This window comes from Thermomicrobiales bacterium, from assembly GCA_041390825.1.
Lineage (GTDB): Bacteria > Chloroflexota > Chloroflexia > Thermomicrobiales > UBA6265 > JAMLHN01.
Genome location: JAWKPF010000010.1, coordinates 74,074 through 93,049 on the forward strand (window position 1 = coordinate 74,074; position 18,976 = coordinate 93,049).

An 18,976-nucleotide genomic window follows, 5' to 3' on the forward strand; every position below is an offset into this window, starting at 1 on the left:
GCCTACCGCCTGCTACAAGGTAAGCACGCTCAATGCATTCTTGAACGTGTCGTCGTCGCGGCGGAAGGTGTCCGGATTGAGGTTCTTGAGGACAGCCATCTCGTAGGCGAGCATTTGCATGGGGACCACCGCCAGGAGCGGAGACAGGATCTCGGGGAAGTCGGGCAGGGCAAAGACGGTGGCATTGCGAATCGCGGGAACACCCTGGCCGACGAGCCAGAGATCGAGTCCGATGCCGTCGAGCACACGGGCGATGTCGCTCGTGCGCTGAATCGCGGCTCCGGGAACGTTGATCATGACCCCGAGATCGCCAGGGTGGACGCCGATGAGCGGACCGTGCAGGAACTGCTCGGCGGCGAGCGCATCGATCCAGCCATAGGCGGCTTCGCGCACTTTGATCACTGCTTCGAGCGCGGTCGCTTCGTTCGGTCCTGCGCCGGCAACATAGGTGCGTCGCTCGATCGCTTTGGCGGCGATTGGCTTGACGTCATCCTGGCGGTCGAGGATGCCCTGAATCAGATCGGGCAGCTCGGTCAGCCGATCCTTCCAACCCTGAATGCCGGACGCATTCCACTCCATGCCGAGGAGATAGGACATCTGCGCGAGGGCGGTCATGGCGCTGAGGTGGGACGAGGTATAGGCGGCCGACTTTTCCCGCTCGATGGTGCGGATGATCTTCTGCGAGCCGGGGTGCTCCGCGGTGGCGCTACCCACGGAGATCACCGCCGCGCCGGCCTCGACCGCGCGTTCGAGCGCGACCTTCGAATAGGTCTTGACGCCGGTGTGGGCCATCACCACCACGGCGTCATCGGGATGCAGCGTCCAGGATTCGGGATAGAACGCGAGATCGAACGAGGAGACCGCGCGGGCGTCCTTGCCAGTGGCGCGGATGAACCAGGCGCCGACAAGGGCGGCATGGTAGCTGGTGCCAATGCCGGTGACGAAGACCCGGCGAGCAGACTCGATGACTTCGGCTGCTTCGGCAGCCTGTTCCCAACCGTTGTCGATGAGGTTGCGGAGATCGGCCGGTTGGCGATGCATGGTTTGGTACATGAAGGAATCAGTTGTCGGCGGCATGGATGCTCCTGTGAAACGATGAGATACGACGTCGCGCGGCGATGGTAGCAGAGGTCTGGGTGTTGGCCGGTGAGCACGCACCAGATCGCCGATACTTACCGCAGGAATGCAGTCGTCGCGCGGCCCGGTCGAGAACCGGCGCGCCATCTCGAGAAAGGTGGATCGTCCATGGCCAAGACGCCCGAACATGAGCTGATCGTTGTGCCGCTCGATGGATCTGAGCAATCCGAGCAGGTGATCCCCTATGCCGAGGCGCTGCGCGACCGGGGCGGCACGTTGCTCTTCTTCCAGTCGGTCTACCCCTCCGGTCCGTCACGCGGGCTCTTCGGCGATGTGGAGATCACAATGGAAGACCTCGTGGCGCAAGAACGCGAGGCAGCGAAAGCGCGGCTGACGGAGATCGGCGAGCGCTGGGATCCGGTATTGAAGAAGAAACCGGAAGTGGAATCGTTTGCCGGCAGCGCGGCGGAAGCGATCGAAGCCGTCGTGCGTGAGCGCAACGCGACCATGCTGGCCATCAGCAGCTCCGGACGGGGCGCGCTGAGCCGCTGGGCGTTCGGGAGCGTGGCCGACACGCTGATGCGTTCGACGCCGGTGCCGCTCCTGATCATCCACCCGGCGCCGCCGGTGGATGATCCGATCCAATCGGTGGCGATCACCCGCATTCTGGTCCCGCTGGACGGTTCCGAGACTGCCGAGCAAGCGTTGCCGGTTGCGGCGCGGCTCGCGCGCGAAGCGAAGGCGCCGGTGGTGCTGGTGCAGGTCATCAATCCATCGCTCGAGTTCTCGATGGTGGGTCAGGGCCTGGCGCCGATCACTCCCGAACTCTACGACTCGGTCGAGAGCGATCTGGCTGCGCAAGCAGACGAGGCGCTCGACAAAGGCGTGCAGCTGCTGGGAGATATTCCTGCCGGGATCACCAAGACCGTGTTGCAGGGGAGCACCGTGGAAGCGATTCATCACTACTCCGAGCCGGGCGATCTCATTGTTATGACGAGTCATGGCCGCACCGGGTTCCGGAAGTTCCTGCTTGGCAGCGTGGCGCAGAAGATCATCAACGAACGGATCGCGCCGGTGGTGCTCGTCCCGGCGACGGGCGAGGGTGCCGAGGCCTGAGTTCTGGGCCCTGAGACGACAACGGTCCAGAGTCATCTCAGTACTCAGGACCCAGGGCTCAGGACCATCTCTGAACTTTGGACACTGGACTCGATAAGGAACACGCCACATGCGGCTCATCAAAATCGGGCTCGGGAATATCAATGCCACGGTGGGGGCGGTCGATTCGAACGCCGATCAGGTGGTGGCGATGGCACAGGCGATGGCCGCGGAATCGGTCACGATCGGGTTGTTTCCCGAGCAGGTGATCGGCGGCTATCAACCCGAAGACCTGGTGCAATGGCAGGGGTTCGTGGAGCGGCAATGGGACGCGCTGGTCTCGGTCGCGGCGCGCACCGCCAATCTGCCAATGGTATTGGTGGCCGGGGTCGTAATCGATCATCAAGGGTTGCACTACAACTGCGCGGCGGTGATCGCCGGGGGCGAGATCTGCGCGCTGGTTCCCAAAGAGAAGCTACCCACCTACAACGTCTTCTACGAGCAGCGGACGATGTCGCGCGGGGTGCCGTTGCACGTCGACGAGCACCGGGGGGTGCCCTTTGGCGATCTGGTGGTGCAGTTCGATTTCGGCGTCCTGGGCGTGGAGGTGTGTGAAGATCTCTGGAGCTCCGAAGGACCCATGCGGCGGCGGACCTATGCCGGCGCCGAGCTGATTGCCAATATCTCGGCGTCGCCGTTCCGGGTTGGCGTGTTCCAGACACGGCGGGAGTTGATTTCCACCCGTGCGGCGGACAACCAGTGCACCCTGGCGTACACCAATCTGATCGGCTCGAACGACGGATTGATCTTCGACGGCGGCGGCTGGGTGAACCAGAACGGCAAGATCATGCTGGAAGCGACGCGATTCCAGCGCGGGTTCGCGACCGCCGTGGTCGATCTGGACCGCACCTTGCGCCTGCGAGCCGAGAACACGACCTGGCGCAACGACCTGCACGACTATCTGGAAACCTTTGACGCGCCGGACATGCTGGTGATTCCGGCCGAGGATTTTTCCACTGCCGCGCAGCGGACAACCCTTACCTACCCGGTTCCGGCCCACAAGAGCTTTTTCTTGCCGGCGGACGCTCCCATGGTCTCGGCGCGAGCGCAGCTGTGCGAGGAAATTCTGGACGCGCTGGCGCTCGGGATCGGAGACTACTTCGAGAAGAACCGGGCGTTCGCGCTGATCGGCATTTCACTCTCCGGCGGGCGCGACTCGCTCCTTACGCTCCTGATCGCGCATCGGTATGCGAGCACCGCGCGGCCGGATGACCCAGGATCGCTGATCCGGGCGTTCTATCAACCGTCGCGGTTCTCATCAGAAGAGACCAGGATTGCAGCGCAGACGATTTGCGCCGATCTGGGCGTGCCACTGACGATCGAGTCGATCGACGATGCCTTCGAGCGCGAGATGCAGGCCGCACTGGCGATGCTGGACGAGGGGCAGACACTCACGCCGATCACGCAACAGAACATCCAGGCGCGCATCCGGGCTCAGCGTATGTGGAACTGGTCGAATTCTGCGTCGGGTCTCTTCCTGCAAACCGGGAACATGACCGAGAAAGCGGTGGGGTACACCACGATTGGCGGCGACCTGATGGGCGCCCTGGCGGTGCTGGCGAATGTGCCAAAGACGGTGGTGATGTACCTGCTCGACTATCTGCTGGAGACGCGCGGGTATCCGGGCATTGCTGCGGTGCTGAAGAAACCCGCCGGTCCGGAATTGGCGCCAAATCAGACCGGCGAAGAAGAGTTGATGCCATTCAAGGTGCTGGACGCGTGCTTCTATCTCTTTGCGGGGGAGAAGATGACGCCGGCCGATGTGGAGATCGTCGTCGCTGAGATGTTCCCGGAGATCCCGCGCGAGACAATCGATGGATACGTGGCGAAGTTTGTGCGCTTGTTCCTGCAGTCGATCTACAAGTGGGTGCAGTCGCCGTTGTCGTTGCACATCGGGAATCTGGATCTTGAGCGGGAACGGGCGTTGCAGCTGCCGGTGGTGACGAGTTCGGAGTGGACGCGGTAGCTGCGATCACAAAGCCAAATGACGTCAAGCCATGGGGTGAATCCCCCTGACGAGCAATCGGACTCGGTTCGTCGAGTTTTCACAGTCGAGGATTCAATAGTACGCATCGCACGCAATGTGCTCTTCCTGCGGCAGGGTGAGTTAGCGACTATCGGGAGGTTACCCATAGAGCGGCTTCGCTCTTGGCCGGATCTCAAGAGTGACCGCATGATCTTGACGCACGAGCGGCTCGAACACCTCTTGTCGCGGCACCCAGAAACCAGGCACCTGCTTCCACATGTGCTTGCGACTGCTCTCGATCCGGACGAAATTCATCGGAACAGGAGCGATGGAGAGATTGCCATCTTTTGGCGGCTCCTGGACAACGAGAGAAGCTACTATCTGCGAGCAGCAATTTGGCTACCCCTGAAAGAAGAGCTAGCCGCATCGATACTCAGCGCGCGACAAACCCGTCACGAAGACTATGCTCGCGAAGGCCGACAAGGTCGCCTGGTGTGGAAAAGAGAAACCTAGCTGCCTGGCGGGGCTCCTCGTTCCCGCATAGCCTTACCTTTTCAGGTTGATCCGACCGTAGATAGGAGACTCTCTACCTCAGGCAGCCAGCACTCTTATCTTACTTCTTCGTGTCAATTCAGCGTTCGAAGAAGCTTGCCGAACCAGCAACGTCCACCTGCATGTTTCTCAATTGGAATCACATTTGCGTCGGCTTTGCTCACGTTCGCACCTCACCGAAGTCTTTGCGCCTTGCGCGCCATGCACTCATGACCGAGTGATGCAACGCTCCGCCTTCCGAGAGCAACAACGCCACGCGTAGATAGCTGTCCTGTTCCTCGATCAGAAAAAGATCGCCACCATAGGATCACGCTTGTTGCGATGGATCTCATGCGGAATCCGGGGAATTGCTGAGGGGTATAGCCCAGCGTTTCAACGGTGGGACTGCGCGGAGCGATGGCGGGCCGTCCTCAAGCGTCCAGCCGGTTTCCTCTGGAAGGAATCGTGGATTTGGCGGCACGTTGGCCGATCCAGCGCGGCCCAATGCGGATGAAAAGCAATCCGCCAAGAACGAGCGCCGCGCCGATGAGCTTCCGGGGCCCGAAGGTTTCGTCGTAGAGCAACGCCGAGAGGATGCCAGCGATGACGGGGACGAGGAGCCCAAAGCTGGTGGCGACCGCAGCTCCGCGCCGGGCAATTCCGAAGTTCCAGAGCATGTAGGCCACATAGACCGGGAAGATGACCATATAGATGACCGCCAGCCAACTGCGGCCGGTCAGGTCGCCCCAGTTCTGATCGCGAGCCGCGGGAAGCGCGGCCAGCATGAGCGGAACGCCGCCAAACAACAAGGTCCAGGCGGTGTAGGTGGCGGCTGGATAGCTCGCGACCAACGGACGGTTGATGACACCGTAGACGCCGAACGCGATGGCGGCCATGATGCAGAGCAGGTCGCCGGCGGCGGAATGCTCTCCGCCCTGTTTCTCGCTGAGAAAGATCGCGACGCCGATGACCGCGACGGCGACCCCGATCCAGGCCGCAGCGGGTGGGCGCTCGCCAATGAGCGTCAGTATGAGGATCGTGAAGAGCGGGCTGGTAGAGATCAACAGGGAGGCGGAGAAGATCGAGGTGCGGTCGAGTCCCAGATTGAAGCCGAGCTGATAGACCGTGAACCCGGCCAAACCGGCTCCAAGGTATCGGAACAGGTCGGCTCGTTCCGGGAGGGTGCGTGTCGCAGGGTTTCGCGCACGGATGACCGCCAGGATGGCGAACGCCATGGCGATCATCAGTCCGAACCGGACGAAAACGAACGCCATAACGTTGAAATGGGTGAACGCGTCCTTGGTGACGATGAAGGTCGAGGCCCAGAGCGAAACGGTAAAGAAGAGCGCAAGTTCGGGGAGAAATGCGAATTGGTGCGCTGGCCGGGAATCGATCGATTCAGTTCGGGTGGTCACGGTTGTCACTTGTTCCCGGTTACCGATGACGTGCGCAGATCGCACTACCAATACGAACGATCGACGGTTTCGCCTGTGAGAACGAAGGTCAGTCCACGGTGATCGTCAGGCCGTCATACGCGACCTCGACGCCATCCGGAAGAAGGGCAGAGGCGGCCACATGGCTCGTTTCGTGAGAAAGGTGGATGAGGTAGGCGCGACGAGGGGAGACGCACTCGATGAGTTCGATCGCCTCGCTGAAGCTGAGATGAGTTGGATGCGGTTTCTGACGCAGGGCGTTGATGACGAGCGTATCGACCCCCTTCAGCAACTCGACCGACTCCTCGGGCACGATCTTGGCATCGGTGACATAGGCAAGCGGACCGAATCGGTACCCGAGCACATTGGTGCGGCCATGAACGACGGGAATGGGTACGATGGTTTTCCCCTGAATCTCAAAGGGACCGCGCACCTCGTGCAGGGTGAGATCGGGTTTGCCTCCATAGAAGGGGAAGATGTCTTCGAACGCATAGGCAAATCGCTCGCGCAAGACGGCAGCGGTATCGGGACCGGCATAGACCGGAAGATGCGCCTGCGCGATCTCGTTGAAGCGGCGCAACTCGTCGAACCCGCCGGTATGGTCGGCGTGGGCATGGGTGAAAAGCACCGCGTCTACCTCGCGGATGCCGAAGTTCAGCGCCTGGAGGCGGAGCTCGGTGGCGGTGTCGATGAGCAGATGGAGATTGCCCCAAACGAGATAGGCGGAGGTGCGGTTGCGGAAATCGCGCGGATCAGTGGACGTGCAAACGTCGCACTCGCAGCCGATCATGGGCACGCCGTTGGAGGTGCCGGTGCCAAGGAATGTGAGGGTGAGCATCGAAAGCGGCGCGCAGTCCTGTTCGTCCGGGAAGGCCCGGTTCCTGGGCGAGTATAGCGGCCCTCGGTTCCCCGAACACCGCGCGGAGCCGGTCCGCGTGACCGGTCCGGACGGTTCGAATCACCGAGGCGTGCCCGGAGCAGATGCTCAGCCTGATTGGGTACACTGACCATGCCGACTTGCGACCCGAGAGGAGTCCTATGGCCTCCCAGAAATCAATGGCAGAGCACAATCTGCGGCCAGCAGGGAGACTGGCACGTACAGCTTTGCTCGGAATCGTCTTGGGTATGATCCCGTTCACCACGATTGCCGCAGCTTGGAACCAACCACCCGAATGCGCCGCTTTGGCTGTTTATCTCGATGAGATTGCCATCGGGAGTCATCGCGCAGTCGTCTCGACCGACGTCGGGCGAGACCCAGACGAACCACCAACACAAGACGATTTTCGTGCTGCCGCGGAGTTCTTACGCACCTATCTTGCAGAACTGAACAGGCTCGATCCGCCCGCAGTCGCACAGACCTTCCACGACCTTCTGGTACAGGGAGTCGAGGCGATGGCAAGCATGGTCGATGTCATGGCTGTGATCGGGTTTCTCGGCATCCTGGGTAAGGAGGAAGAAGTCGACGACTTGACAGCGCGGATAGCTGATGAGGCGCTCGCGTTGGAACAACAATGTGCGCTTGCAATCTACGACCACGACGGCGATGGTGTCGAAGAGGTCGGAATCGGAGCTGCGTCGATCGTCGTTTCGCCCGCGGCTACGGGCCGTAGAGACGCCCCGTTTCCCATCGGATCCACCGTCGTGTACGACGGTATCTGGAGTGTGACCGTGATTGAGGTTACTCCGGACGGCGACGAGGATATCCTGGCGCACCACGAGCTCAACGACCCGCCCCCAGATGGTGAACACTACGTTCTCGTCAGGATGGAAGTGACCAACGATGGCGCGGAAGGGGTCTCCTTTCCAGTCGGCCGCCTCAGGGCGGTGGGGCCATCGACTGTGGTGTATGGGCAATTCGATGATGACTGTGGATTGGTCCCGGACGCACTCACGATTCGCGAAATCTCACCGGGGGAAACGATGAATGGATGGATCTGTTGGTCGATCCGCACAGGCGATATCGATGGACTGGTGATGTATTCGAGTTCCGTAGCCCCGGAAGACCGTGTGTACCTGGCGTTGACAGAGTCGGACGCGGAGAAGTCCGCGGTACTGCCCGCAGATCGATGAGGTTAGTGGCTGCAATTGGCGCCTGTCCGTAGCAGACCGTAGATAGACCCACGCGACGTATGGCCATTCGCTCCGCTCTCCGGGCACCGGAATGCATCTGTGTTCCGTATGCGGTATTTTCGGGATCGTGCGCGCAGGGGTGTCATACGAACACGCCGCGCACCATTTACGTCATCGTTGGAAGGTATCGGAGGAACATCGTGAGCACCGCGGTCTGGCGCTTCTCGTTGGGTCTTATTCTCGCATTGTCGGCGGTAGGCTTCCTGGCACCCAGTCCTACCGCAGCACGGCAAGACGCCGATTGCACCGGCATCGAGGAGTACATCGCAACGTTGGAGGCAACAGGCGAGGAGCTCGAAGAGACGTTCCCAGCATCGGATGAAGACAACCTCGATACCTGGACAAGCGAGCAATTCACCGCCGCCAGCGAAGCAATCACCAACGTGCAGGAAACCTTCGGAGAGATCGAACCGCCGGCGATCGCCGAAGAGTTCCATGCGCTCTTGCTGCAACAGTTCGGGCTGCTGAGCGACGTGTTCGCCACCATGGCGACTACGGGAGTTTTCGGCATGCTGATGTTTGCCGAGCAGCTGGAAACGAACGAAACGGATCTCGATGCCGCCGCGCAGCAAATCGAAGACGCGTGCGGAGTCGAGCTGACCGACGTGATCGACGATGAAGAAAGCGCTGCGACACCGGTGGCCGGGACCGACGAAAGCGCAACCGGCACGACGAGTACTGGCGCCGGCACCCGGGCGAACCCGATCCCTTTGGGAGAAACCGCGCGGATTCATCCGGATTGGGAGCTGACCGTGGTTTCGGTCACTCCCGATGCAACCGAGATGATCCTGGCAGAGAACACGTTCAATGAACCGCCCGCGGACGGGCAACAGTATTTCTTGGCGACTGTGCGCCTCACCTATGTCGGAGCAACCTCCGATCAGTTCTATGTCTCGGATCTCAACGCCGTTGGGCAATCGGCAGTGGGGTACAACCAATTCGACGATGACTGCGGCACGATTCCCAACGAGCTTCCGACGCGCGAGCTCTTCACAGGCGGAACCATCGAGGGTAATGTCTGCTGGGCGATCGCAAGCGCCGACGCGGATTCGCTGGTGCTCTACGACAACTATGGTCCGAGCGACGAGCGGGTCTATCTGTCGATGATGCCAGGCCAATCGAGCGGCACGCCGGCTGCTACCGATCGGTAGCAGCCGCAAAAGCCAGCTGGTTCGGGACATACGGGAGACGCAATGAATCCGGTCGAATCTGCTCAGCTGATGGCTGCACTTTGCGATGCCTTGCTGCCCGGCGACGGGAACTATCCTGCGGCGTCGCTGACCGGAACGCAGGCGGTGGTGGCGAACCGGTTGCGGGAGCGCTACGGCGGAGGGATCTTCGATCGATTGGCCGACGATCTGGCGATCGAGGGGCGGGCGTTCCCCGAGTTGTCCCCCGATGAACGGGTGACGGCCCTGCGGCGGCTGGAGAGGGAGAAGCCAGAGTTCTTCGCGTATCTGCTGATGGCAGCCTATCTGGCGTACTACGCCACACCGCCGGTGATCGAGGCGATCCGGCTCGATGGGCATATCTACAACGATGCGCCGCAGCCGTTGGGATATGAGCTGACCCCATTTGGCTTCGTACCCGGCCGCGATTTGCCGCTGGAACCCAAGGGCTGGTTCAAGTGGACCTTCATGATGGAACGGATCGACATCTCCAGTTTGGCCGATCTGGACCTGCCGACTGGGAGGGAACGCGCATGAGCGCGTTCGATCCGGTCGATGTGGCGATCGTCGGTTCCGGGATGGCCGGGGCGGTAGCCGCGTTGCGCCTGGCGCAGGCGGGTCTACAGGTCGTCTGCCTGGAACAAGGGGGCTGGACGACGCCTGCGGCGCATCCGCATGCACGGCCGGACTATGAATGGGAGCGGCTGACCAGCTTCGCGACCTCGCCAACATTCGGCAGTGGGAGACGGACTATCCGGTCGATACGCGCGACGAAGCGACCCTGATGTGGAACGGGGTAGGCGGATCGACCGTGCACTACACGGGGACGTGGCCGCGTTTGCGTCCCTCGGATTTCCGCAAGGGGACCGAACACGGCTGCCAGCCCGATTGGCCCTTCACGTACGAAGACCTGGAGCCGTTCTACGACCAGGTCGACCGCGTCAGCGGGATCGCGGGCTGCATGGGCGACCGGGCTATGCCGGAGCGGATGCCGTACCAGACGCGCCCCCTCCCCCCTGGGCCGATCGGGCCGGTGGTGGCGCGGGGGTTCGACCGGCTCGGGTGGCATTGGTGGCCGATGCCGGAAGCGATCATCGCCGATCCGTACGACGGTCGCCTGCCATGCAACAACTGCGGCAATTGCCAGTCGGGATGTCCGCGCGGATCGCTGAACGACATGTCGTTTACCTATTGGCCCAAGGCGCTGGCGGCCGGAGCGCAATTGCGCGCCTATGCGCGGGCTGAACGGATCGCCAGCGACGACGCGGGCCGGGCAACCGGGGTCGAATACGTCGATCTCATGTCCGGGCAGCGCTTCTTTCAGCCGGCGCGGGTCGTTGTCATGGCAGCAAATGGCGTGGGCACGCCGCGGTTGCTGCTTCTTTCCGCGACGAACCGCTTTCCGAACGGCTTGGCCAACGGAAACGATCTGGTCGGACGGCATTTGATGCACCACGGACTCGCTATCGTCGAAGGATGGGTGGACGAGATCACCGACCCGCACAAGGGGGTGGAATCGGCAGTGCTGATCTCGTCCGAGTTCGCGGAAACCGACGTTTCGCGCGGGTTCATCAATGGCTTCACGATGCACATCGTGCGCATGAACGGAGCCGGGTTTCAGGCGCTCGGGTCGCATTCGCGCAACACGATTCCCTGGGGAGCAGGGCATCACGCAGAGTTCCGGAAGAAGTTCGGGCATGGGATCAGCGTGGTTTGCATGGGGGACGATTTGCCGTTGCCGGAGAACCGGGTCACGCTCTCGGAAACGCTGACCGATTCGTCCGGATTGCCAGCGCCGAAGATCGACTACCGCCTACATGCGAACGACCGGCGGATGATGGATTTCGCCATCGACCGGGCAGTCGATCTGATGAACGCATGTGACGCATGGGAGATCAAGGTCAACCGCTGGGACCGCTTTGGGCGGGACTACGCGCCGCCAGCTTTCCACCTCTACGGAACGTGCCGCATGGGTGTCGATCCGGAAACGTCGGTGACGAACCAGTACGGCCAGGCATGGGAGGTTCCGAACCTCTTCATCATGGACGGGAGCCTGATGCCGACCGGCGGGGCGATCAACCCGACCTCGACGATCGGGTCGGTGGCGTTGCGCTGCGCCGATCACCTGGCGGCCAATATCGATGAGATCGCGGGTTAGCGGTGGTCGGGCGAGGTCATCAGTTCTGGGTCCAGAGTCCAGGGTCCAGGGTCCAGAGAGAGCGAGTGGGCCCGCGAATAGGTCGAATGACCGATATGAATGGGACGCAGCGGGGTCGATCATACGTGTAGGTGAGGTTGCCTGTTTAGGCAAACCTAAATAGTTGCGCTGAATGCCGCATACTGGACACTGTTGCTCTTGATTCGAAAAGCTGCTTGCGCATGATCGATTCATTCGCCGATCCCGCTCCGACCGATGAAGCATTGATCGCCGCGCTCGGCGCGGGGGATGCCGATGCGCTCGGGCAGCTCTACGACCGCTACCGCCGGGTGGCGATGGCGGTCGCCTATCGCATTCTGGACGACACCGCAGCGTCGGAGGACTGTCTGCAGGACGCGTTCCTGCAGGTCTGGCGCAACCATGCGTCGTTCCACCCAGAGCGGGGAAGCGTCAAGAGTTGGTTGCTGACCATCGTGCGCAATGCCGCTATCGACCGGCATCGAGGCCGGGAGGGGAGAGCTCGTCAGAACCGTCCGCTCGAGGAGGTGGACTATCTCCTGGGGGACAACGACGATCCGCACGAACAGGCGGTCGAGGCATTGCAGGCGGAGCAGATCCAGGCAGCGGTCATGGGATTGCCTGACGAGCAGCGCGAGGCCATCACGCTCGCGTTTTTCAACGGTTTGACCCATCAGGAGATCGCGGAGCGGACGGGCGTTCCACTCGGGACGGTGAAGGGCCGCATGCGGTTGGGGTTGAAGAAGCTGCGGCAGCAGTTGACCGAGGAGACGTGAGTCCGGGGCCCGGAGTCCGGAGTCCGGAGCGTGGCTGAGCCTTCGGGTTGCTTCCCTCTCCCGCCCCCTGGGTGCCTTATCCAGTGCTCTGCGCGACGAAAAGGGGCGGTCCCGGTGTGTAAAACGGAACCCGGGTGATTGCCAGGGGGTTGAGCCCAGCGTTTCAACGGTGGATCGGCGCGGAGCGATCTGCCGATTGCGCTCGAGTGCGTCGTCTCGGGAATCGGGAACGCTCAATCGGCGCGGTGTTTCTCGTGGTCGATGATACGAGCCAGGTTCTCGCAAAGAGCGCGAAACGCTGCTTCGCCGAGCAGATGAATGTAGTCGGATTCGATTTCCTGCTTGATCGATGAAGCGGTGCGCAGATATTCCCACCCTGCATCCGTGAAGACGACCAGCGCCGCGCGCCCATCGGCTGGGTCGGGAATCCGCTCGACCAGCCCCTGGCGCGCCAGATCGTCGACCACCTGCCCGGCAGCCTGCTTGCTCACACCAGCGCGCTCGGCAATGACTGTCGTGCGGGTGCCGTTTACCTCGATGTGGGGCAGGATGGCGGCATGAGCGGCGCCAAGCTCGGAATATCCCCGGGCGCGCAGCGCGTCGATGGCGTGGGCGCTGTAGACCCGATGCGCTTGCAGGAAGAGGCGGCCGATGTGGTGGTCACGCAGGTGCTGGATTTGGTCGTGTTCCGGATCGTGGGATGTCATACGACGCCGCTTGACAGATTGGACAATCAGGTTTACTTTCTTGTTAGACAACCTGGTTGACTGTATCACGTGCCTGGCCAGCCGTCGACTATGCGCATTTCAGGGAGATTCGACGTGAACATCATTCGAGCATCAGAGATCGCCTATGTGGAGACGCCAGGGGCCAACCGCACAGCCGGAATCGCCACGCCAAACCACGGGGCGCGGGAGGTGAGTGTGATCCGGCAACGGCAGCAACCCGGTGGCGGTAATCCGGCGCATACGCACGACCGGGAAGAGGTCATGCTCGTGACAGCGGGTATCGTCGAGGTCCACATCGGCGGCAACCGTGTGGTCCTCGACGCAGGCGACACCCTGGTGATCCCGGCCAGCACCGAGCATCGGCTCGCGAATGCCGGGGATACGGAAGCCGAGTGGTTGCTGATCGCTCCGGCGGGCATCGGGATCTTTCATGCGAACGGAGAGCGAGCCGAGCCGGTGTGGTCCCGGTAGCGACAATGCATCCATGCCGTTCGCCCGTTACCCCGCAACGATGCGGTAGATGCCGCCATTGAGGTCGATGATGTAGAGCTCACCAGACATGTCCTGGGCGAACGACGAGGGATTCATTTCCGTTTCGATGTAGTCGGTGGCAGTGTAGGAGCCATCGCCATTGGGAATGAGTCCCCACAAGTAGCCGGTGCAGTAGTCGGCGAAGAGATAGGTTCCAGCCAGATCGGAGATGAAGCCGCCGCGGTAGACATAGCCGCCAGTTACGGAACAACCGTAATCATGCGTGTATTGATCGACCGGCGCGGTGTACTCGGACGGATCGCAATCGGGATCCTGGTAGCAGTCGTTCCCTTCGAGCACGCTCCAGCCGAAATTCTGACCGCTGGAGCCGGCGGGGATGAGGTCGATTTCCTCGATGTCGTTCTGTCCAACATCGCCGATCCAGAGGTCGCCGGTCTCGCGGTCGAAGCTGAAGCGCCACGGGTTGCGGAATCCCCAGGCAAAGGTCTCGGGGGCGAAACTGGGATCGTCGACGAAGGGATTGTCGGCGGGGATACCGTACGGTTCCTGGCCGCCGGTGACATCGATGCGCAAGATTTTGGCGAGGAGTGTGCCCGGGTCCTGGGCGATTCCGTCCGGATCGCCTTGTCCGCCGCCATCGCCGAAGCCGAGATAGAGAAACCCGTCCGGACCGAACTCGATGTGGCCGCCATTGTGATTGGAGTTGGGTTGCTCCAGCGTCATGATGGTAACGGCGGAATCGGGATCGAGCCGGTTCGGGCTCTCCTCGCCGACGGTGTAGCGCACGATCTGGGAGTTGCCCTCGGTATCGGTATATGAGACGAAGACGCGACGGTTCTCACCGAACCCGGGGTCGAGCGCCATACCGAGCAGTCCCTGCTCGTTGCCAGACGACACCTGGTCGGAGATATCGAGGAAGGGGGTGCTCAAGACGTCGCCGCCGACCGAGACGAGAATCCGGCCGCCTTGCTCGACAATGAAGAACCGGCCCGAACCGTCGTTCGATTCGATGTACCCCACCGGGCGGTCCAGCCCGTCGTAGATCTGCTCGAACGCGATCGGCAGTCCGTCCACCCCCTGCGCCACCACGAGCTCAGGAACGGTCAATAGCCCGAGCGCAACCGGGCTGGCGATGAAGGTTCGGCGCGTGAGGCGCATGGGTTCTCCTGTGGTTGGTCTGGAGTCCGGGGCCCTGAGTCCTGGGTCCTGAGCCCAACGACGTGCGGCCGTTGCGTCTCTCCGGACTCGGAGCTCCGGACTCCGGACCTCGCTACGTGGCGGTCCAGCCGCCGTCGACGGTCAGTGGCAAGCCATTGACATAGGACGATTCCGGACCGCACAAGAACGCGATGGCGTTGGCGACTTCTTGCGGCGTGCCAAGGCGGCCGGATGGCGTGCGGTAGATGATGTCGTCATACGATGCGGGATTGCTTTCGAACATAGGCCGGGTGAGCGGGGTGTCGACAAAGGCCGGGCAGACCGCATTGACCCGGATGTTCACCGGTCCCCATTCGAGGGCGAGCACCTTGGTCAGGTTGACGACCCCGGCTTTGGCGGAGCAGTACGACGAACGCTGGTAGTATCCGCCGAGGCCCATGACGCTCGCGACATTGACGATGGAGCCTCCCTGGGGATGTTGGTCGCGCATGATGCGCCCCACGGCCTGAGCCATGAAGAAGACGCCTTTGAGATCGGTGTCGATCACCTTGTCCCACGCCTCCTCAGTAACATCGAATGCGTCTTGCCGGATGTTGATGCCAGCGTTGTTGACCAGCATGTCGATGTGCCCGTCGACCGCCGCCGTGGCTGCCGCCACCTGGCGAATGTTCTCGAGATCGGTGACGTCGAGTCCCAGAATCAGCCCGGAACCGCCCGCAGACTCGATCTGATCGAGCGTTTCGCCCGCGCGGTCGAGCCGGTCCGGCAACTCGGTAAACACAACGCGCGCGCCTCTGCGGGCGAGCTCGACTGCCGTTGCCTGGCCAAGGCCCGATCCGGCGCCGGTCACCAGCGCCACCTTCCCCTCGAGATTTCGTGGAACGTCCATTGCCGACTCGTTGCTCCTGCCTGGTGAGCGCGGCCAAAGCGCCGCACCGCTCACCATACCAATGTTCGGCCTCCAGGCTGGGAGGAGACTGAAACGTTGCGTAATGGCTGCTGAGGATAGGTGACCCTGATTCACGAGGCGCGGCGAGTCCCCACGACCGATGAACGGGTTTCGAGGGCACTGTGTCTACCGGGAACAAAATGCGATGTTCGGTTGAATGCGGTTGGGGCCCTATGGTACCGTCAGCGTGTCTCTGATACGCGTCGCACACGCAATGAACAGCTTGGGCTTGGGCGCCAGACCCCGCTACTCATTGGTTGTCGCAAAGCGGGTCAGAATTCGTCCGTGACGGTGGATCGGACCGACACGAATCGGTGTCGCAAGCTATCCATCTGAACGGAGTTCCGTATGGCCTGGATACCCGTTGCGTCTCTGGACTGACGCGCGGTCAACCGGTACCGGCGCGCGCGCGCCGGTGGACCGAGCACCAAGATCGAGGAGGATCGAGAACCCATGCTTCAGCTTCGGAACCGTTTCCATGAGATGTCGCGCAAGGAACATCGCGCGGCGCTCCAGTCGATTAGCCGCCGTGGCTTCATCGGCGGTGGCGCGGCGTTGGCTGGCCTGGTGGCTGCGTCCGGATTGCGGCCCGGCGTCACCCACGCCGAGGCGCTGGCGAATCTGAACATCCTGCCGGAAGACCTGCCGGCGCCGCAGTACCGCATGGCGACAGTCGAAGTCGGCGCGGCGTCGACCTGGGTTTCCCACGGTATCGAGACCTCGAAGTTCGTTGGCTCCCTGCTGGGTGTCGAGGTCGAGGCGTTCGACGGTCAGTTCGACCCGGCGCTTCAGCTTTCAGCGCTGCAGACGATCTCTGGTGAAGATTGGGACTTCGTGGCCCTGCACCCGGCATCGTCCGATGCGCTGGTCGATGGCACCGATGCCATCATCGGCAATGACATTCCATTGATCATCATGGACACCCGGCTCATCCAGGATCCGGACGCCAACATGGAATACAACTTCCTGACCTTCATCGAGCCAGACAACATCTATATGGGCTCGACGGTGGCGGAAGAGTTGATGAAGGCCATCAACTACCAGGGCGAGGTCATCCACACCCGCGGCCAGCTCGGTCACACCGGTTCGCAAGGACGCTATGACGGCTTCCAGCAGGTAGTCGCCAAGTACCCGGATGTCAAGGTTGTGGACGAGACCCCGGGCGAGTGGCAGACGGATATCGTCGCCAGCCTGTGGCAGGACCTGCTGCAGCGCTTCCCGAACGTGGTCGGCGGCTACTTCCACTCGGACGACATGGCGCTAGCCGCAGCCAGCATCGTGGACGGCGCTGGCATGGCCGATCAGGTCAAGCTGGTGGGTGTCGACGGCGGACGCAACGCCTGCGAGGCTATCCTCGACGGCACGCTGTACGCCTCGGTCATCAACCCGTCCGGCCGCATTCATGGCGGCTCGGTCTGGGCCGGCTACCTGAACGCCTCCGGCACCGACAACCACGACGGCGAGATTCCCAAGTTCATCCGCGCCGACGGCGGCCCGATCACGGCCGACAACGCCGCGGGATACATCTGGCTGTACGACAACTACCAGTACTAGGCATCGGTTTGTCCTGAGTCCGGGGTCCGGAGTCCTGAGTCACACCAGGATTCCGGCCTCCGGTCATTCGTCTCAGGGCTCTGGACTCAAGACTCAGGACTCACTTCATGGCTTCCAGTGTGGCTGATCCGGTTGCAGGCACCCCAACAGCGCAGGCGGCGCGTCCCGTCCTGGAGTTGCGCGGTGTCACCAAGCGCTTCGGCGGCGCGACCGCGCTCGACGATGTCGATTTCGACCTCTTGCCGGGCGAAATCCATGGACTGATCGGTGAGAACGGCGCGGGCAAGAGCACGCTGTCGAAGATCCTGAGCGGGGTGCAGCGACCGGACTCGGGCGAGATGCTGCTGAATGGCGAGGTCGTGCGCTTCCGCTCACCGGCGGAGGCCAAGGCCGCGGGCATCGGCATGATCTATCAGGAGCTCACCCTGATGCCGGCGCTCTCAGTGGCCGAGAACGTTTTCCTGGGCCGGCAGCCGCGCAACCGGTTTGGATTGGTCGACTGGAAGCGGATTCGCACCGAATCGAAACGGCAGTTGGCCGATTTCGATATCGATATCGATGTCGACGAGCGGGTCAAACAGCTCTCGCTGGGGAATCAGCAACTCATCGAGATCGCGCGGGTGATCAATTCCGGCGCGGATGTGATCATCCTGGACGAGCCGACTTCGGCGCTTTCTGTCCCGGAATCCGAGCGTCTCTTCGAACTCATGCGCGATCTGCGCGACCAGGGCAAGAGCCTGATCTTCATTTCGCACTTCCTGGAGGATGTGCTGGCGGTTGCCGACCGGGTGACCGTGCTCAAGAACTCGAAAAAAGTGACCACCATGCCGGTATCGGAACTGTCCAAGCATGCGTTGGTCAACCTCATGATCGGGCGTGACGCCGATCAGTTGGCGGAGTCATACGAAGCGGGTGTGCATCTGCCGCCACGCGTCGAAACCAACCCCGTGCTAACGATCGACGCGCTCACCGCCCCCGGTGATTTCGAGGACATCTCCTTTACCCTGCATGAGGGCGAGATCCTCGGACTCTTCGGCTATCTCGGCGCGGGCATGACAGAAATCGCCCGCGCCATCTTCGGCGTCCTGAAGCCGAAATCCGGCACGATGACCTTGGACGGCAAGGTCATCAAACCCTCGAGCCCTGTGGCGGCCAAGAAACTGGGAATCGCCTATCTGACAGAGAACCGGCGCGCCACGCTCTTCCCGAAACACGAGATTTACAAGAACATCACACTCGCGCACCTGGACCATTTGGTGAAACCGGTCTTCCGGCACGATTCCGAGATCAGCACGGCAACCACGCTGGTGCAGCGAACCGGTGTGCGTCCCGGCAGCCCCACCATGCTGGCAGGGCACCTGAGCGGCGGCAATCAACAAAAGGTGGTGCTCGCCAAATGGCTCACCAAACAACCCCGGGTCCTGATGTTGAACGAACCGACCCGCGGTATGGACGTTGGCGCCAAGCGCGAGGTGCTGGACCTGGTGAAAGAGCTGAAATCGGAAGGAGTGGCGATCTTGCTCCTCTCGACCGAGCCAGAAACCGTGCTGACCGAATCGGACCGCATCCTGGTCCTGTCGCGCGGAAAGATCACCAAAGAGTTCGTCGATGAGCAGGTGAGCAAGGAAGATCTGCTGCTCTACGCGTAGTACGTTGTTCGAGGCTGTTCGAGGAAGAGGTGG

General features: G+C 62.0%; 17 protein-coding genes. 11 read left to right on the forward strand and 6 right to left on the reverse strand.

The window, feature by feature from the left end; genetic code table 11:
* Positions 1–12 precede the first annotated feature (12 nt).
* Positions 13–1,077 (reverse strand): SIS domain-containing protein, encoded by a 1,065-nt coding sequence (locus tag R2855_06495; protein MEZ4530665.1) that lies wholly within the window; start codon positions 1,075–1,077, stop codon positions 13–15.
* Positions 1,078–1,245: 168 nt separating this feature from the next.
* Here R2855_06495 and R2855_06500 point away from each other — a divergent pair, with 168 nt between their 5' ends.
* Both R2855_06500 and nadE read left to right on the forward strand, forming a co-directional pair.
* Positions 1,246–2,193: a universal stress protein gene (locus tag R2855_06500; protein ID MEZ4530666.1), complete on the forward strand. Its 948-nt coding sequence runs from the start codon at positions 1,246–1,248 to the stop codon at positions 2,191–2,193.
* 109 nt (positions 2,194–2,302) lie between these two features.
* Entirely contained in the window at positions 2,303–4,198 is a 1,896-nt protein-coding gene (gene nadE, locus R2855_06505) for an NAD(+) synthase (GenBank protein ID MEZ4530667.1), read from the forward strand.
* A gap of 962 nt (positions 4,199–5,160) precedes the next feature.
* Here the strand turns inward: nadE and R2855_06510 are convergent.
* Both R2855_06510 and R2855_06515 read right to left on the reverse strand, forming a co-directional pair.
* The gene (locus R2855_06510) at positions 5,161–6,144 is read right to left on the reverse strand and encodes a DMT family transporter (protein ID MEZ4530668.1); all 984 of its coding nucleotides are present in this window, start codon (positions 6,142–6,144) and stop codon (positions 5,161–5,163) included.
* A gap of 88 nt (positions 6,145–6,232) precedes the next feature.
* The gene (locus R2855_06515) at positions 6,233–7,000 is read right to left on the reverse strand and encodes an MBL fold metallo-hydrolase (protein ID MEZ4530669.1); all 768 of its coding nucleotides are present in this window, start codon (positions 6,998–7,000) and stop codon (positions 6,233–6,235) included.
* Positions 7,001–7,287: 287 nt separating this feature from the next.
* On the opposite strand from R2855_06515, the gene R2855_06520 reads away from it, so the two are divergent.
* The 6 genes from R2855_06520 to R2855_06545 all read left to right on the forward strand — a co-directional run bounded on the left by R2855_06520 (position 7,288) and on the right by R2855_06545 (position 12,413).
* Positions 7,288–8,232, forward strand: coding sequence for a hypothetical protein (locus R2855_06520; GenBank protein MEZ4530670.1), 945 nt, complete (start codon positions 7,288–7,290; stop codon positions 8,230–8,232).
* Positions 8,233–8,432: 200 nt separating this feature from the next.
* Positions 8,433–9,443: a hypothetical protein gene (locus R2855_06525; protein ID MEZ4530671.1), complete on the forward strand. Its 1,011-nt coding sequence runs from the start codon at positions 8,433–8,435 to the stop codon at positions 9,441–9,443.
* Positions 9,444–9,485: 42 nt separating this feature from the next.
* Entirely contained in the window at positions 9,486–9,998 is a 513-nt protein-coding gene (locus R2855_06530; GenBank protein ID MEZ4530672.1) for a hypothetical protein, read from the forward strand.
* Entirely contained in the window at positions 9,995–10,246 is a 252-nt protein-coding gene (locus R2855_06535) for an FAD-binding protein (GenBank protein ID MEZ4530673.1), read from the forward strand. The genes R2855_06530 and R2855_06535 overlap by 4 nt, the downstream gene beginning before the upstream one ends.
* Positions 10,156–11,619 carry a GMC family oxidoreductase gene (locus tag R2855_06540; GenBank protein ID MEZ4530674.1) on the forward strand — a complete coding sequence of 488 codons (1,464 nt, stop codon included), beginning with the start codon at positions 10,156–10,158 and terminating at the stop codon, positions 11,617–11,619. The genes R2855_06535 and R2855_06540 overlap by 91 nt, the downstream gene beginning before the upstream one ends.
* Positions 11,620–11,840: 221 nt before the next feature.
* Entirely contained in the window at positions 11,841–12,413 is a 573-nt protein-coding gene (locus R2855_06545; GenBank protein ID MEZ4530675.1) for a sigma-70 family RNA polymerase sigma factor, read from the forward strand.
* Between the two features lie 233 nt (positions 12,414–12,646).
* On the opposite strand, the gene R2855_06550 is transcribed toward R2855_06545, so the two are convergent.
* Positions 12,647–13,120, reverse strand: coding sequence for a MarR family winged helix-turn-helix transcriptional regulator (locus R2855_06550; protein ID MEZ4530676.1), 474 nt, complete (start codon positions 13,118–13,120; stop codon positions 12,647–12,649).
* Positions 13,121–13,234: 114 nt separating this feature from the next.
* On the opposite strand from R2855_06550, the gene R2855_06555 reads away from it, so the two are divergent.
* Positions 13,235–13,612 carry a cupin domain-containing protein gene (locus R2855_06555; protein ID MEZ4530677.1) on the forward strand — a complete coding sequence of 126 codons (378 nt, stop codon included), beginning with the start codon at positions 13,235–13,237 and terminating at the stop codon, positions 13,610–13,612.
* Between the two features lie 27 nt (positions 13,613–13,639).
* On the opposite strand, the gene R2855_06560 is transcribed toward R2855_06555, so the two are convergent.
* Together R2855_06560 and R2855_06565 are read right to left on the reverse strand one after the other, a co-directional pair.
* Complete coding sequence (locus tag R2855_06560) at positions 13,640–14,791, reverse strand: PQQ-dependent sugar dehydrogenase (GenBank protein ID MEZ4530678.1); 1,152 nt, start codon at positions 14,789–14,791, stop codon at positions 13,640–13,642.
* 112 nt (positions 14,792–14,903) lie between these two features.
* Positions 14,904–15,680 carry an SDR family oxidoreductase gene (locus R2855_06565; protein MEZ4530679.1) on the reverse strand — a complete coding sequence of 259 codons (777 nt, stop codon included), beginning with the start codon at positions 15,678–15,680 and terminating at the stop codon, positions 14,904–14,906.
* Positions 15,681–16,193: 513 nt separating this feature from the next.
* On the opposite strand from R2855_06565, the gene R2855_06570 reads away from it, so the two are divergent.
* On the forward strand, positions 16,194–17,294 hold the full coding sequence (locus R2855_06570) for a sugar ABC transporter substrate-binding protein (GenBank protein ID MEZ4530680.1): 1,101 nt from the start codon (positions 16,194–16,196) through the stop codon (positions 17,292–17,294).
* Positions 17,295–17,401: 107 nt separating this feature from the next.
* On the forward strand, positions 17,402–18,943 hold the full coding sequence (locus R2855_06575) for a sugar ABC transporter ATP-binding protein (GenBank protein ID MEZ4530681.1): 1,542 nt from the start codon (positions 17,402–17,404) through the stop codon (positions 18,941–18,943).
* The last annotated feature ends 33 nt before the right edge of the window (positions 18,944–18,976 follow it).